This window comes from Micromonospora sp. NPDC003197 (genome assembly GCF_053590565.1).
The window spans coordinates 135,274-149,193 of sequence record NZ_JBSFTE010000014.1 but is presented as its reverse complement, the minus strand read 5'-3'; the positions used below and the strand labels follow the sequence as shown (position 1 = coordinate 149,193).

The 13,920-nt window shown below is 69.3% G+C and carries 13 protein-coding genes; 3 read left to right on the top strand and 10 right to left on the bottom strand.

Going from position 1 to position 13,920, the window contains the following annotated elements; translation table 11 throughout:
* Positions 1 to 85: 85 nt before the first annotated feature.
* The 7 genes from ACWDV4_RS17875 to ACWDV4_RS17845 all read right to left on the bottom strand — a co-directional run bounded on the left by ACWDV4_RS17875 (position 86) and on the right by ACWDV4_RS17845 (position 8,699).
* The gene (locus ACWDV4_RS17875; RefSeq protein ID WP_449979981.1) at positions 86 to 1,081 is read right to left on the bottom strand and encodes an SCO3242 family prenyltransferase; all 996 of its coding nucleotides are present in this window, start codon (positions 1,079 to 1,081) and stop codon (positions 86 to 88) included.
* Complete coding sequence (locus tag ACWDV4_RS17870) at positions 1,053 to 2,288, bottom strand: inositol-3-phosphate synthase (protein ID WP_449979978.1); 1,236 nt, start codon at positions 2,286 to 2,288, stop codon at positions 1,053 to 1,055. Before ACWDV4_RS17870 ends, ACWDV4_RS17875 begins: the two co-directional genes overlap by 29 nt.
* Before the next feature lie 247 nt (positions 2,289 to 2,535).
* A complete protein-coding gene (locus tag ACWDV4_RS17865) occupies positions 2,536 to 3,708 on the bottom strand; it encodes a Gfo/Idh/MocA family protein (RefSeq protein WP_449979976.1) in 1,173 nt (390 codons plus the stop codon).
* 20 nt (positions 3,709 to 3,728) lie between these two features.
* Positions 3,729 to 4,784, bottom strand: a complete 1,056-nt coding sequence (locus ACWDV4_RS17860) for a substrate-binding domain-containing protein (protein WP_449979974.1) — start codon at positions 4,782 to 4,784, stop codon at positions 3,729 to 3,731.
* Positions 4,785 to 4,894: 110 nt separating this feature from the next.
* Positions 4,895 to 5,965 (bottom strand): ABC transporter permease, encoded by a 1,071-nt coding sequence (locus ACWDV4_RS17855; protein WP_449979971.1) that lies wholly within the window; start codon positions 5,963 to 5,965, stop codon positions 4,895 to 4,897.
* Positions 5,962 to 7,524 carry a sugar ABC transporter ATP-binding protein gene (locus tag ACWDV4_RS17850; protein ID WP_449979968.1) on the bottom strand — a complete coding sequence of 521 codons (1,563 nt, stop codon included), beginning with the start codon at positions 7,522 to 7,524 and terminating at the stop codon, positions 5,962 to 5,964. The genes ACWDV4_RS17855 and ACWDV4_RS17850 overlap by 4 nt, the downstream gene beginning before the upstream one ends.
* The gene (locus ACWDV4_RS17845) at positions 7,521 to 8,699 is read right to left on the bottom strand and encodes an ROK family protein (RefSeq protein WP_449979966.1); all 1,179 of its coding nucleotides are present in this window, start codon (positions 8,697 to 8,699) and stop codon (positions 7,521 to 7,523) included. Before ACWDV4_RS17845 ends, ACWDV4_RS17850 begins: the two co-directional genes overlap by 4 nt.
* Positions 8,700 to 8,877: 178 nt before the next feature.
* On the opposite strand from ACWDV4_RS17845, the gene ACWDV4_RS17840 reads away from it, so the two are divergent.
* Positions 8,878 to 9,030, top strand: a complete 153-nt coding sequence (locus ACWDV4_RS17840; RefSeq protein WP_449979964.1) for a hypothetical protein — start codon at positions 8,878 to 8,880, stop codon at positions 9,028 to 9,030.
* Between the two features lie 33 nt (positions 9,031 to 9,063).
* On the opposite strand, the gene ACWDV4_RS17835 is transcribed toward ACWDV4_RS17840, so the two are convergent.
* From ACWDV4_RS17835 to ACWDV4_RS17825, 3 genes are all read right to left on the bottom strand, one after another.
* Positions 9,064 to 10,140 (bottom strand): hypothetical protein, encoded by a 1,077-nt coding sequence (locus tag ACWDV4_RS17835; protein ID WP_449979961.1) that lies wholly within the window; start codon positions 10,138 to 10,140, stop codon positions 9,064 to 9,066.
* A gap of 186 nt (positions 10,141 to 10,326) precedes the next feature.
* Complete coding sequence (locus tag ACWDV4_RS17830; protein WP_449979960.1) at positions 10,327 to 11,136, bottom strand: ABC transporter permease; 810 nt, start codon at positions 11,134 to 11,136, stop codon at positions 10,327 to 10,329.
* 31 nt (positions 11,137 to 11,167) lie between these two features.
* Positions 11,168 to 11,968 (bottom strand): ABC transporter permease, encoded by an 801-nt coding sequence (locus ACWDV4_RS17825; RefSeq protein ID WP_449979958.1) that lies wholly within the window; start codon positions 11,966 to 11,968, stop codon positions 11,168 to 11,170.
* A gap of 166 nt (positions 11,969 to 12,134) precedes the next feature.
* Between ACWDV4_RS17825 and ACWDV4_RS17820 the strand changes: the two genes are divergently transcribed.
* On the top strand, positions 12,135 to 13,274 hold the full coding sequence (locus ACWDV4_RS17820) for an LLM class flavin-dependent oxidoreductase (RefSeq protein ID WP_449979956.1): 1,140 nt from the start codon (positions 12,135 to 12,137) through the stop codon (positions 13,272 to 13,274).
* Entirely contained in the window at positions 13,271 to 13,885 is a 615-nt protein-coding gene (locus ACWDV4_RS17815; RefSeq protein ID WP_449979954.1) for an FMN reductase, read from the top strand. Before ACWDV4_RS17820 ends, ACWDV4_RS17815 begins: the two co-directional genes overlap by 4 nt.
* Positions 13,886 to 13,920 lie beyond the last annotated feature (35 nt).

Genomic DNA, 13,920 nt, shown 5'->3' with positions numbered 1-13,920 from the left:
ACCTAGAGATGAATTCGCATTTCCCAATATTCTCGCCTAGACTGCCACGTTCTTGATCAAAGCGGTAGCCCTCGATCGGCTGAGATCAGGTAGGTGACATCCAGCGGGCCAGCCACCGCCCCACCGGTGCGGCAGCAGCCACCGCCATCCCCAACACCGGTGCACCCGCCCGGGCGATCAGCGCCCCCTGCAAGGCGGGCAGCCCGGTGATGCCGGCCCCCACCGCGGCCCGGATCCGGGCCGCATCCGGGGTGGCCATCGCCCGTGCCTGCGCCCGGCCGTAGCGGGCGGCGTAGCCGGCGGCCAGTACGGCCGGCACCAGCCCCCGCCAGTCGCGCCGAGTACGACGCATTCGACCAGCCCCCGCCTCACCGGCTGTTCTCGCCTCGGCCACCACCGGCCCAACTGCCGGGCCGGCCAGAGTCGCCGCGCCGGCCAGGGTCGCCGTGCCGGCCAGGGTTGCCGTCGGCAGCCACCGGTCAGCACCGGTCACCTCGCGGCGGGACAACTCGGTCACCGTGTAGGTGTGCGCGGCTATCGTCAACGCCGCCGGTACGGCCCGCAGTGGCCGGCCGAGGCTCGCGCCGAGCAGCACGTCCAGCCCGCGACAGGCGGCCATCACCGCCGGGCCGGCCGCTGTCTTCTTGGCCCACAGGTCGTACGCCCACACCGCGCCGGCCAGCGGCACGGCCACGGCCAGCGACCGGCGGCCACCCGCGAGCCCGGCCGCCGCCAGACCGGCCACGGTGAGGCCGGCGGAGAGGCCGAGCGCGGTCGCCGGGTGGACCCGGCCGCTGGGGATGGGCCGTTCCGGCCGCTCGAGCGCGTCGAGTCGACGGTCGGCCCAGTCGTTGGCCGCCATGCCGGCCCAGTAGAGCAGCACCGAAGCTCCGGCCAGGCCGGACGTCCGCGCCGCCCGGCCACGACGATTCCCATCCGGCGGCTCAGCTGCGAAATCGGCGACCGGGTACGCCGGCCCGGCGGCGACCGCACCGGCCAGCACGTCCCCAGGTACGGAGAGGGTGGCCGGGACCCGGACCAGTTCCGCGAGGTCACGCAGCGACGGCATCGCCAGCTCCATCCCGCCCGATGGTGGTGTCGAGTTGTCGGACCAGTCCACGCAGGGCAGCCCACTGCTCGGCCAGCGCGTGACCACCTGTGGCTTCGGCGACGCCCCCGAAACCCTCCGTTTCGGCGGTGGCCCCGGAATCCGCCACCGAACCGAGCGGATCCTTGAAGAAGAAACCCAACTCGGTCAGCGGACCGGTACGACCAGCCGCATGTGCTGCGGCCGTAAGCCGGGCCAGGTCGAGCACCAGCGGGGCGGCCAGCGCCGAATCACAGCCGTGCCAGGTGAACTCCATCCGCATCGGGGTGCCCAGGAAACCGGAGAAGGTGACCAGGTCCCAGGCCGTCTTGAAGTCGCCGATGTCCTCGACGTACTCGATTCGGGTGGTGCCCTGCGGAACGTAGCCCAACGTCTCGCCGAGGACCCGCTGCTTGCTGGCCGCCTTGGCGGCGTTGGCCGCCGGCTCGGCCAAGGCGGCACCATCCCCGCCGCCGAGCAGGTTCACCCCCGACCAGGTGCGCACCCGCAGGTTACGCATGGCGAACATCGGTGCCAGCACCGACTTGACCAGCGTCTCGCCGGTCTTGCCGTCGTGGCCGGCGTACGGCAGCCGCTCGCGAGCGGCCAACTCGGCCAGCGCTGGTAACCGGGCACCGGTCGACGGCGTGAAGTCCACGTAGGAGCAGCCGGCGGTGAACGCAGCGAAGGCGTACCCGGCGCTGGGCGGAAGCACCGTCTCCCCGGCTTCCAGCGCGGTGGTCAACGCGGCCAGGTCGGCGTGGGCCGGGTGGGTGGGGGGCACCGGCTCGGTCGTGGAGACGTTGACCATCACCACCCGATCCAGGCTGTGCCGGTCTCGGAATCCGGTCAGGTCAGCGATGATCCCGGCGATCGTGTCGGCCTGCCGTCCGACGTTGGGCACCGGCCGGATCTCGCGCTCCACCCCGGCCAGTTCCTCGGCGAGCGCGGTCACCAGTCGGGCCGGCAGCACTCCGGCCGCCGCCAGCGCCTCCGCCTTCTTCACCAGCGGGGTCGCCATTACGTCGTGCCCGCCGAAGACCAGGTCACCGAGGGCGGGCAGGGCCGGACTCCGCAGCGCCGGCAGTTCGGTGACGCAACCGGTCGGCTCGGCCAGCCCGGCCCGCAGGGCGAGCGCCCCGACGATGCTGGTGGTCGCCACCGAGCCACGCGCCCCCACCAACCAGACACCCGTACGCATGTGTGCTCCCTCCTCGTGCGGGGCACCCGGGGGACATCGCCCGCACGGCCGAACAGGTATGAAGTTAACCGCGTTCCGGGCACGGTGGTGCCCCGTCCGTCCCTGCGTCCGGTACGACGAGCCCGGAATCAGTGCCGACGTCGGCGGCGTCGGTGCTGTCCCCGGGGTGCCTGCCGGTACGAACGGACGGGGCTGGCAGACGAGGTCGGTCGGCGTTCCGGCCTCGCCTCCCCCGCGTCCTGGATGGTCATGCGGCGACCGTGGTGAGGGCTGGCTCCACCTCCGCCCATGACGAGCCGAGCGCGGCGGAACGTTCCACGGCGTCCAGCACCAGTTGCACTCCAAGTGCGTCGGCGAAGGACGGGGTCGGGTCGGCCCCGGCGGCGATCGTCGCCAGAAAGTCGCGCATCTGGTGGGTGAACGAGTGCTCGTAGCCGATGATGTGCCCCGGCGGCCACCACGCGGACAGGTACGGGTGGTCGGATTCGGTGACCAGGATCCGGTTGAACCCCTGCTCGGTGCTGGGTGCCGAGGCGTCGTGGAACTCCAGTTCGTTGAGGCGTTCCAGGTCGAAGACGAGCGAACCGAGCGACCCGTTGATCTCGACCCGGAGTGCGTTCTTGCGTCCGGTGGCGAATCGACTGGCCTCGTACGTGGCCAGCGCGCCGCCATCGAGCCGGGCGACGAAGACAGCGGCGTCGTCCACGGTGACCAGCCCGGTCGTCACCATGTCCGGCAGCGGTCGTTCCTTGATGAAGGTCTCGGTGATCGCGCTGACGCCGGTGATCCGCTGGCCGGTGACGAACTGGGTCAGGTCGATGATGTGCGCACCGATGTCGCCCAGCGCGCCGGAGCCCGCCCGGTCCTTCTGTAGTCGCCAGACCAGCGGATACTGCGGGTCGACAATCCAGTCCTGTAGGTAGGCCGCCCGGACGTGCCGGATCACCCCGAGCCGGCCGGCAGCGACCAGGTCACGCATCATGGTGACCGCGGGCACCCGACGGTAGTTGAACCCGCACATGGACCGGACCCCCGCCGCCTGGGCGGTGGTCGCGGCGGCGGCCATGGCTCGGGCCTCGTCGACCGAGTTGGCCAGCGGCTTCTCGCACAGGACGTGCTTGCCCGCTGCCAGGGCCGCGATCGCGATCTCGGCATGACTGTCGCCGGGAGTGCACACGTCGACGACGTCGATGTCGTCCCGGCCGACCAGGTCACGCCAGTCGGTGGTGTACCCGTCCCAGCCGAGCCGGTCGGCGGCGTCGGCCACCTTCGCCGCGTCCCGACCGCAGATGAGGGCCATCCGGGCTCGCACCGGCAGGTCGTACACCCGGTTCACGGTCCGCCACGCCTGCGAGTGCGCGGCACCCATGAACGCGTAGCCGACCAGGCCGACCCGCAGCTCATTATCTACAGTGGACAAGGTGGGTCTCCCCCCGTACGTCAGAACCCGAGCTTGAGGTAGGCGCTCGCGTTCTCCTTGGTGATGGTCTCCGAAGCGAGGACGATCTCCTTCGGCACCTGGAGTTCCACCAGGTCGGACATGCCCTTGCCTTGCCCGATCAGGCGGGCCAGCGAGATCGCCGAGGAGGCCATCGACGGGCTGTAGGTGACCGTCGCCTTCAGCACGCTGTTGTCGGCCTGGATCGCCTCGATCGCGGCCTTGGAACCGGCTCCGCCGACCATGATGAACTCGGACCGGTTGGCCTGCTTGATCGCGGCCAGCACACCGATCCCCTGGTCGTCGTCGTGGTTCCACAGCGCATCCATCTTCGGCAGCGCCTGGAGCAACTGTGCCGCCTCGCGCTGGCCGGTGTCGGCGGTGAACTCGGCGGCCCGCCGGTTGGACACACTGAAACCGAAGGTGGCCAACTCGGCCTTGAATCCGGCGGACCGCTCCTGGGTCAGCTCCAAAGCATCAATGCCGGCGATCTCCCCGATGATCGGGTTGGTCACGCCCTTGGCCTTCAACTGCTCACCGATGTACCGGCCGGCCGAAACCCCCATGCCGTAGTTGTCGCCCTTGATCTGGGTGCGGTAGGCGAGCGCGTCCGGGAACGCCCGGTCCAGGTTGACCACCGGGACGCCGGCCTTCATCGCCTCCAAGCCGAACGCGTTGAGCTCCTTGCCGTCGTGCGGCAGCAGGACGATCACGTCCGGTTTCTGGGACAGCAGCGTGGCCAGCGCGGCCCGCTGGGTGGCGGCGTCGGCACCGGCCTCGACCGACTTCAGCTCCACGTCCGAGTACGCCGCGGCCTGCGCCTTGGCGTTGATCGTGATGGCGGCGGTCCAGCCATGGTCGGCGGCCGGCGCGGAGAAGCCGATGGTGACCTTCTTGCCCGGGGCGGCGTTGCCACCGCCGGCGTCGCCGGCCTTGGTCTGCGCCGCGTTCGGTGCGGCCTCGTTGCTGGTGCAGGCGGTGAGCAGGGTGCCGGTGCCGATCGCGGCACCGCCGAGCAGCAGCCGGCGGCGCGACAGGTCGCGACTGTGCTGGGTCATGTCGACCTCCTGTTTTCTGGACTGATGGGGGTGTGCTGTTAGGGGTATGCGGGTGTGCGGGATCAGGCGAGCGCCCGACAAGGGCGTCACCAGGTGCGGGTGGTGCTAGGTCAGGTCGTGGTCGTGACCTTGTTGTTGCGGCGCAGGAATTGGGTCAGCGACTTGAATCGGAACTGCTGGACCAGTACGGCGACGACGATGATGCCGCCCTTGACCATGTTCTGTGCTTCTACCGACAGGTCGTTGATCGCGAACAGGTTGGTGATCGTCGCGAAGATGATCACGCCGAGCAACGATCCGACGATGGTGCCCCGACCGCCGCTGAGCAGAGTTCCGCCGATGATGGCGGCGGCGATCGCGTCCAACTCATAGAGGTTGGCCATTGCCGCCTGGGCGGAGTTGGCCTGCGCGGTCAACATGATGGCGGCGATGCCACCACAGAGCCCGGAAAGCGCGTAGAGCAACATGGTGTGGAGCTTGACGTTGATCCCGGCGAGCCGGGCCGCCTCCGGGTTACCGCCCACGGCCACCGTGCGTCGGCCGAAGGTGGTGCGGTTGAGCAGCACCCAACCAGCGGCCACCACCACGGCGAGGATGTAGACCAGCAGCGGGATGCCCAGCAGTTTCGCGCTGGCGATGCTGTTGATGGTGTCGTTGGCCGAGACCTGGGTCTGCTTGTTGGAGATCTCCGCCGCCAGGCCCCGGGCGGCGACCATCATCGCCAGGGTCGCGATGAACGGCACCAGCCGGCCGTACGAGATGAGCAGGCCATTGACCAGCCCGACCCCGACGCCGACCGCGATCGCGGTGAAGATCATGCCGCCGGCACCGAAACTCTGGGTGGCGAGCGTGGTGGACCAGACACCGGCCAACGCCACGATCGCCCCCGCCGACAGGTCGATCCCGCCCCCAATGATCACAAAGGTCATGCCGACGGTGACCACGCCGATCACCGAGGCGAGCTTGAGGATGGAGAAGATGTTGTCGCTGACCCAGCGCGAGTCGCCGTAGAGGTCCGGCCGGGTGACGATGCCGATGACGACCAGCGCGACCAGCACCCCGAGCAGGCCGAGGTTACGCCGTACCGACTCGCTGCCGTCCCCACGCCACCACGACGTACCGGGCTCGGGGTCGGGCTGCGCCGGCGTCTTCCGTACGGCGGTCGCGGTGCTGTCGGTCATGTTGCCACTCCTTCCATCAGCGAACCCGCCATCACGAGATCGAGGACGGTGTCCTCGTCGAGTTGCCCGGCCGACGCCTGGTGGACGATGTGTCCCTCCCGCATGACCAGCACCCGGTCGGCCAGGCCGAGCACCTCCGGCACCTCGCTGGAGACCAGCAGGACACCCACGCCACGGGCGGCGAGCGCCCGGATCACCTGGTACAGCTCGGCCCGCGCGCCGACATCCACCCCTCGGGTCGGCTCGTCGAGCAGCAGCAGGCGGGTGTCACCGAGCAGCCACCGGCCGACCACCACCTTCTGCTGGTTGCCGCCGGAGAGGGTGCGCACCGGACGGCGTACGTCCCGGGGGCGCAGTTCCAACGTCTCGGCGATCCGGTCGGCCTCGGCCCGTTCCCGGCCCGCGTCGGTGAACCCGAGTCGGGCGTAGCGGCTGAACGTGGCCAGGGTGACGTTGCGGTAGATCGGTTCGCCGAGCAGCAGCGCCTGGCTCTTACGTTCCTCCGGGGCCATGCCGATGCCGGCCCTCACCGCCGCCCGTACGCTGCCGGGGCGCAGCGTCCGGCCGGCCATCCGCACCGTGCCGGTCTCCGCTCGGCGGGCACCGTAGATGGTTTCCAGCAGCTCGGACCGGCCGGAGCCGACCAGCCCGGCGATGCCGACGATCTCGCCGCGGGCCACGCTGAGCGAGATGTCGGCGAACTCGCCCGACCGACCGAGCCGGTCGACCCGCAGCAGCTCGGCGTGCTCCGGCTCGGCGGCGGGCTGGTCCGGCGCGGTTCCAGGCTGGTCCGGCGCGGTTCCGGGCCGGTCCGGGAAGACGTACTCGATGGTGCGGCCGGTCATCCGCCTGACCAGGTCGCGGGTCGGGGTGTCCCGGGCGGAGAGGTTGGCCGCGGTGGTCCGACCATCCTTGAGTACCGTGACCCGGTCGCCGATCTCGCGAATCTCCTCCAACCGGTGCGAGATGTAGATGACCGCGATCCCCTGGGCGGTCAGCTCCCGGATGATCCGGAACAGGTTGCCCACCTCGTCGTGGGCGAGCACCGCACTGGGCTCGTCCATCACGATCAGTCGGGCCTCGTGGGACAGCGCCCGGACCATGCTGACGATCTGCTTACCGGCGGCGGGCAAGGCCCGGACCATCCGCCGGGGCGGAATCTCGGCGTGGCCGAGCCGGCCGAGGATCTCCCGGGTACGCCGGACGATCTGCCCTCGACGGATGAAGCCGAACCGACGTGGTTCGTGACCGAGGAAGGCGTTCTCGGCCACCGACAGGTCCTCGACCAGGTCGAGTTCCTGATAAATGGTGGCGATGCCGGCCTTCATCGCGGCCTGCGGATTGGCGAAGGTGACCGGCTGTCCGAGCCATTCGACCTGCCCCGAGTCAGGTCGGTGCGCCCCGGAGAGCACCTTGATCAGGGTCGACTTACCGGCACCGTTCTGGCCCAGTAGGCAGTGCACCTCGCCGGCGCGTACCTCCAACTGCACCCCGTCCAGGGCCCGTACGCCCGGGAACGTCTTGACCACGTCGGTGAACCGCAACACGACCTCGGTCACGTCGCCTCCCCGAAGGCGACGTCGCTGGCGAGCACCGCCGCCCCGGTGACCCCGGCCCGGGGCCCAAGTTCGGAGAGTACGACCGGCAGGTTTCCGGTGGCCAGGGGCAACGAGCGGCGGTAGACCACGCTGCGGATCTCGGCCAGCAGGATGTGCCCGAGTTGGGCGAGCCCACCTCCGATAACGATCATGGATGGGTTGGCGAAGCTGACCAGCCCGGCAAGCACCCCGCCGAGGCGACGACCGCCGTCCCGGATGAGCTGGATGCAGGCCACGTCCCCCTCGATGGCTCCGGCCGCGACGTCGAGGGCGGTGAGTACGCCCTTGGCGGTCAGCCGCTCGGCCAGCGCCGGCGAGGTACCGCTCCGGGCGACGGTGACCGCCTCCTTGGCCAGCGCGGTGCCGCTGAAGAGCGCCTCCAGGCACCCGATGTTGCCGCAGGTGCACATCGGACCGTGCGCGTCGACCTGGATGTGTCCGATGTCCCCGGCGCAGCCGTCGACGCCTCGGTAGACCTCGCCGCTGAGGTAGATGCCGCACCCGATGCCGGTGCCCACCTTGACGAAGAGGAAGTCGTCCACCGAGTGGGCCACCCCGCCGTGCCGCTCCCCGATCGCCATGATGTTGACGTCGTTGTCGACCACCGATGGGCAGCCGTGTTCCCGGGTGAGCAGTTCCCGGACCGGAAACCGGTCCCAGCCGGGCATGATCGGCGGTGAGACCGGGACGCCGTCGCGGAAACTGACCGGACCGGGTACGCCCACGCCAACCGCGTCGAGTCGCTCGTACGCTCCGTCGGCTTTCGCCTTGTGCAGTAGCTCGTTGACCCGTTGCAGGATCACCTTGGGGCCGGTACGGATGTCGGCCGGCTCGGCGTAGGCGACGACCGGTTCGAGCCGCCCGTTGACCACCTCGACATCGATCGAACTGGCCCCCAGGTCGACGGCGGCGAACCGCAGGCTCGGGTTGAGTTCCACCAGTGTGGAGCGTCGCCCGCCCCGGGAGGCGGCCAGGCCGGCCTCGGCGACGTAGCCCAGGCTCACCAGTCGGGACACCTCGGCCAGTAGTCGTGGTCGGGGAATCTCCAGCCGGTCGGCCAGTTCGGCACGGGACACCGCACCGTTGTCCCGCAGCAGTCGCAGCAGCCGGAGATGTAACGGTTCCGCGTTGCGCACTCGGTCTCACCTCCGCTGGGGAGCCTGATGTCCACGCCGACAGCACGCCGGTACGACATCGAAAGTTGTGCCCGCCACAGTAGGAGTGCGCCGCGTCACCTGTCCAGAGGTTCCGCCAATCTGACGCTAACTTTCGTCCGAAGCGACAAAAGGGCCTTATGGATCAAGGAAAGCCGGGATGCCTTCTCCCCAGCTCGCGCAGACCTGCGGCGAGTTCGGTGCTGGCATGCGGCAAGTTCGCCGTGAACATGCGGCGGGGCCGCGTACCGATGCGGTACGCGGCCCCGGGGTGCTGCACGGTCACGCCGTCGCGTGGCCGGTTACGCCGTAGGCAGCACGATCACCTGCTCGCACGACGCGGCGATCAGGACAGGAACTTCTTGAACGCTGCGTTCAGCGTGCCGTCGTCCGGCGAGGCGTACGACTTGAGCGTCGTCTTGTTGTAGGTCATGAAGCTCGGGCAACGGGTGGCCGGCGCGTTGACGCTGCCACCATCGCCGATCTTCTCGCCGGTCTGGGCGTTGTGGAAGGTCAGCGTGTAGCGGGACGACATGTAGTCGATCGTGAGTTTGGTGCCGTCGGTGGCCTCGATGTTGCACTTCTGGCCCGACGCCTCGCTGCCCTCCTCGTAGGTGAGGCAACCCACCACGCTCACCGTGGCGTAGTCGGCAGACTTGGCGTAGTACGCCGCGTCGTAGTCGAGCGACTCGGTGCTCCAGCTGGTCAGCCGGCCCGGCGAGTTGGAGAAGGCGTACGCCTTCGCGCCAGCGGGGCCGTTGTAGGGTGCCGCGTTCGTGATCGCGCCACCCGAGCAGACCTCACGGAAGTCGCTGGCAGAGTCGGCGGTGATGGCGTTGTTGTTCTTCTTGTTGTCGCCGCCCTGCGAAGGCTTGCCGCTCGGGTCCGCGCCCGCGCTGGTGCTCGGCTGGGCCACCGGGTCGTCCTCGTCGTCGCCGCTGTTCATCACCAGCGCCACCGCACCGCCGCAGAGCAGCAGCACGAGCAGCACCACACCACCGATGATCAGACCGATGGTCAGGCCCTTCTTGGACTTCTTCGGCGGCTCCGGGGTGCCGAAGGGCGGCTGTCCGGTGGGGTCGTACGCCCCCGGCTGGCCCGGGGCACCATACGGCGGAGGCTGACCCGGCACGCCGTACTGCGGCTGCTGGCCCGTCGGGTCGTACGCACCGGGCTGACCCGGCTGACCGGGCGCTGCGTACTGCGGCTGCTGGCCCGTCGGGTCGTACGCACCCGGCTGACCCGGGGCGCCGTACGCACCCGGCTGGCCAGGCACGCCGTACTGCGGCTGGGCACCCGGCTGTGCCGGGTCGGGGTAGCCGGCCGGCTGACCGGGCGGCGCAGAGGTGGGCGGCGGGCCCCACTGCTGCTGAGGCTGGTTCGGATCGGGCTGGTTCGAATACGGGGAGTAAGGGTCGGTCATCGGTGTCCCAAATTCTCCTGGCCAAGGGGATGCAAGCTAAACCTCCAAAGACCCTAACCACCGCATGCAAAGCCATTAGCAGCAGCCCAAAATCGGTAGGACAATGTGACACCCTGTCCGACTGTCACCGATTGGCGGCAGCGCGCCGCCGACAGCTCCACTACTGACAGCGATGGAGGGCGGCGCTCATCGGTACAGCAACCGTCCCATTCGCCGGGCCGCGAGCGCCAAGCCCAGGATCGTGGCGGCGAGAAGGTAGAGCACGTCGACCAGCTGAAGCCAGCCCGTACTCCCGGTGCTGATGCCCCGGACGAGGTCGACGGCGCGGTACAACGGCGTCACCTCCACCAGCCACCGCAGCAGCATCGGATAGGCGTCGGCCGGCACAAAGGTTCCGGAGAAGAGAAAGAGGGTGAACTGGATGGCCCCCATCAGATCGAAGTCCTGCCAGCTGCGCATGTACGTCGACAGCGCCATGCCGAGCGCCCCGAAGGCGAAGCCCACCAGGACCGTGGCCGGGAAGGCGACGACCGCCCGGCCGGCGCTGGTCAGGTCCATCGCCACCATGATGCCGAGGAACGCCGCCGAATAGAGCGTGCCGCGCAGCATCGCCCAGGCCAGCTCGCCGAGCGCGATCTCGAACGGCTGCACGGGGGTGTTCAGGATGCCGTCGTACAGCTTCATGTACTTCAACTTCCCGAAGAAGTTGAACGTGGTCTCGGCCAGTGCCCCGGTCATCGCCGAGGAGGCGAGCATCGCGGGCGCGACGAAGGCGGCGTACGACACCACCTCGCCGCTGGGCAGCGTGATGTCCCCGATCAGTGCCCCGACCCCGACGCCGATGGAGAAGAGGTAGAGCAGCGGCTCGAAAAAGCCGGAGATGAGCACCAGCCAGTAGGCGGAACGCACCGTAGCGATGTTCCGCTCGGTGACCGACGCCGACCGGCGGTACGTTCCCTCGAAGTTGACCAGCCGGGGCAGGACAACGCTGACCACGTACTCGCTCTCCTCTCAGCTCACCAGCCGGTCAACTCACCAGCCGGCACCGGAACCGCCACCACGCCAGCAGCCAACCGACCGCCGCCCAGAGGGCCAGGTAGCCCAGGTGACCGGGGATCGACCAGTACGGCGTGACGCCGAGGGTCGCCGCCCGGGACAGGTCGACCCCGTGCCACAGCGGCGACACGTACGCGAGCCACCGCACCGCCCCGGGCAGCGACTCGACCGGGAAGAAGACCCCGGCGAACAACGTCATCGGGATCACGCCGAACCGGAACAGCAGCGACAGGTAACTGTCGCTGGGGATCATCGAGGTGTACGCCACCACCGGCCCGGCGACCGCCAACCCGAGCAGCAGCATCAGCGGCAGCACGGCCAACGCCCAGGCCGAGTGCAGCGCGCCGAAGGCCACCGCGACCAGGAGGAAGACCACGGTGCTGGTGAGCACCCGAAAGAGCACGAAGGCCAACTGCCCGTTGAGAATGTCGGCCACCCGCAGCGGGGACGCTGCCTGCGCGGAGTAGTACTTGTTCCACTCGAAGTTGCCCAGCACCGGCCAGGTCGACTCGCCGATGGCGACCTGGAGTGCTGTCGAGGCGATCAGACCGGGAACGATGTAGTCGAGGTACGGCACGCCGGCGACCCCGCCCTCGACGTACGCCCCGACGCCCAGCCCGAAGCCGAGCATGGTCAGCAGCGGCAGGGCGAACGCCCCGAAGACGCTGCCCCGCCAGCAGCGCCGGTAGACGACGAGGTAGTACTCGAAGACCGCCAGGGTGGCCGCCCAGCCGCTCGGGGCCACGGCAGCGCGACGCTCGGCAACGATCACCGGCGTACTCTACGGCGCTGATGTAAGGAAGGGCCCCTTCTTATCGCTTTCTGCCTAGGAAGGGCCCCTTCCTAACACCTCTGGAATAGTTGACGAGTCAAACATGTTGTGCCGGTGGTTCAGAGGGTCGGACGGCTGCCCCTCGTACCTGAGTGAGGAGCTGACCATGCAGTTCGGGATCTTTACCGTCGGCGACGTCACCACCGACCCGACCACCGGCCGCACCCCGTCCGAGGGTGACCGGATCAAGGCGATGGTCACCATCGCCCGCAAGGCCGAGGAGGTGGGGCTCGACGTCTTCGCCACCGGCGAGCACCACAACCCGCCGTTCGTGCCGTCGTCGCCGACCACCATGCTCGGCTATCTCGCGGCGCAGACGAAGACGCTGCTGCTCTCCACCGCCACGACCTTGATCACCACCAACGACCCGGTCAAGATCGCCGAGGACTACGCGATGTTGCAGCACCTGGCCGACGGCCGGGTCGACCTGATGCTGGGTCGGGGCAACACCGGGCCGGTCTACCCGTGGTTCGGGCAGGACATCCGCAACGGCATCCCGCTGACGATCGAGAACTACGACCTGCTGCGCCGGCTGTGGCGCGAGGATGTCGTGAACTGGAAGGGCAAGTTCCGTACGCCGCTGCAGTCGTTCACCTCGACTCCCCGGCCGCTGGACGGCATCCCGCCGTTCGTGTGGCACGGCTCGATCCGCAGCCCGGAGATCGCCGAGCAGGCCGCGTACTACGGCGACGGATTCTTCGCCAACCACATCTTCTGGCCGAAGGAGCACACCCAGCGCATGGTCGGCCTCTATCGCCAGCGCTTCGCCCACTACGGCCACGGCAGCGAGGACCAGGCCATCGTCGGTCTCGGCGGCCAGGTGTTCATGCGCCGCAACTCGCAGGACGCCGTACGGGAGTTCCGGCCGTACTTCGACAACGCCCCGGTGTACGGCCACGGCCCGTCGCTGGAGGAGTTCAGCCGGGAGACCCCACTGACCGTGGGCAGCCCGCAACAGGTCATCGACCGGACCCTGACGTTCCGCGAGTACGTCGGCGACTACCAGCGGCAACTGTTCCTGATGGACCACGCGGGACTGCCGCTGAAAACCGTACTGGAGCAGCTTGATCTCCTCGGCGAAGAGGTGGTGCCGGTGCTACGCCGGGAATTCGCGGCGCTGCGGCCGGCGCACGTGCCGGAGGCCCCGACGCACGCCTCACTGAAGGCGGCCCGGGACACGGCAGGCACAGCGGGCAAGACCGGCGCGGCGGGAGTTACCGGGGACCCGGCGGAGGCCACGCGATGAAGCAGCGCACCCTGGCCGTGGTCTCGGCCGGCCTCAGCCAGCCGTCGTCCACCCGTCTGCTGGCCGACCAGCTCGCCGCGGCCACCCGCGACGAGCTGGTCAAGCTGGGCGTACGACTCGACACCAAAATGATCGAGCTACGCGATCATGCGCATGACGTGGTCAACCACACCCTGACCGGTTTCCCGTCGGAGTCACTGCGGCCGACCATCGAGGCGGTGACCGGCGCGGACGGTCTGATCGCCGTCACGCCGATCTTCAACGCCTCGTACAGCGGGCTGTTCAAGTCGTTCTTCGACGTCCTGCCGGAGGGGGCGCTGACCGGACGGCCGGTGCTGCTCGGCGCGACCGGCGGCACCGCCCGGCACTCGTTGGCCCTCGAACACGCGGTGCGCCCAATGTTCACCTATCTCCGGTCGGTGGTCGTACCCACGTCGGTGTTCGCCGCCACCGACGACTGGGCCGCAGCCACCGTCGAGGGCGAGCTGCGCGGTCGGATTCGGCGGGCGGGCCGGGAGCTGGCCGAGGAGATGGTACGGCGGGAGCCGGTCACGCCAGCCGACCCGTTCGCCCTGTCGGCGTCCTTCGAGGAGCTGCTCTCCAACGAGTAGGTGCGGGGTGCGCCAGCCGTGAGCCGATCCGCCTG

Coding starts and splice junctions, on each gene's coding strand:
- ACWDV4_RS17875 (WP_449979981.1), bottom strand. CDS start 1,081: ATGGAGCTGGCGATGCCGTCGCTGCGTGACCTCGCGGAACTGGTCCGG.
- ACWDV4_RS17870 (WP_449979978.1), bottom strand. CDS start 2,288: ATGCGTACGGGTGTCTGGTTGGTGGGGGCGCGTGGCTCGGTGGCGACC.
- ACWDV4_RS17860 (WP_449979974.1), bottom strand. CDS start 4,784: ATGACCCAGCACAGTCGCGACCTGTCGCGCCGCCGGCTGCTGCTCGGC.
- ACWDV4_RS17855 (WP_449979971.1), bottom strand. CDS start 5,965: ATGACCGACAGCACCGCGACCGCCGTACGGAAGACGCCGGCGCAGCCC.
- ACWDV4_RS17840 (WP_449979964.1), top strand. CDS start 8,878: ATGCCTTCTCCCCAGCTCGCGCAGACCTGCGGCGAGTTCGGTGCTGGC.
- ACWDV4_RS17835 (WP_449979961.1), bottom strand. CDS start 10,140: ATGACCGACCCTTACTCCCCGTATTCGAACCAGCCCGATCCGAACCAG.
- ACWDV4_RS17820 (WP_449979956.1), top strand. CDS start 12,135: ATGCAGTTCGGGATCTTTACCGTCGGCGACGTCACCACCGACCCGACC.
- ACWDV4_RS17815 (WP_449979954.1), top strand. CDS start 13,271: ATGAAGCAGCGCACCCTGGCCGTGGTCTCGGCCGGCCTCAGCCAGCCG.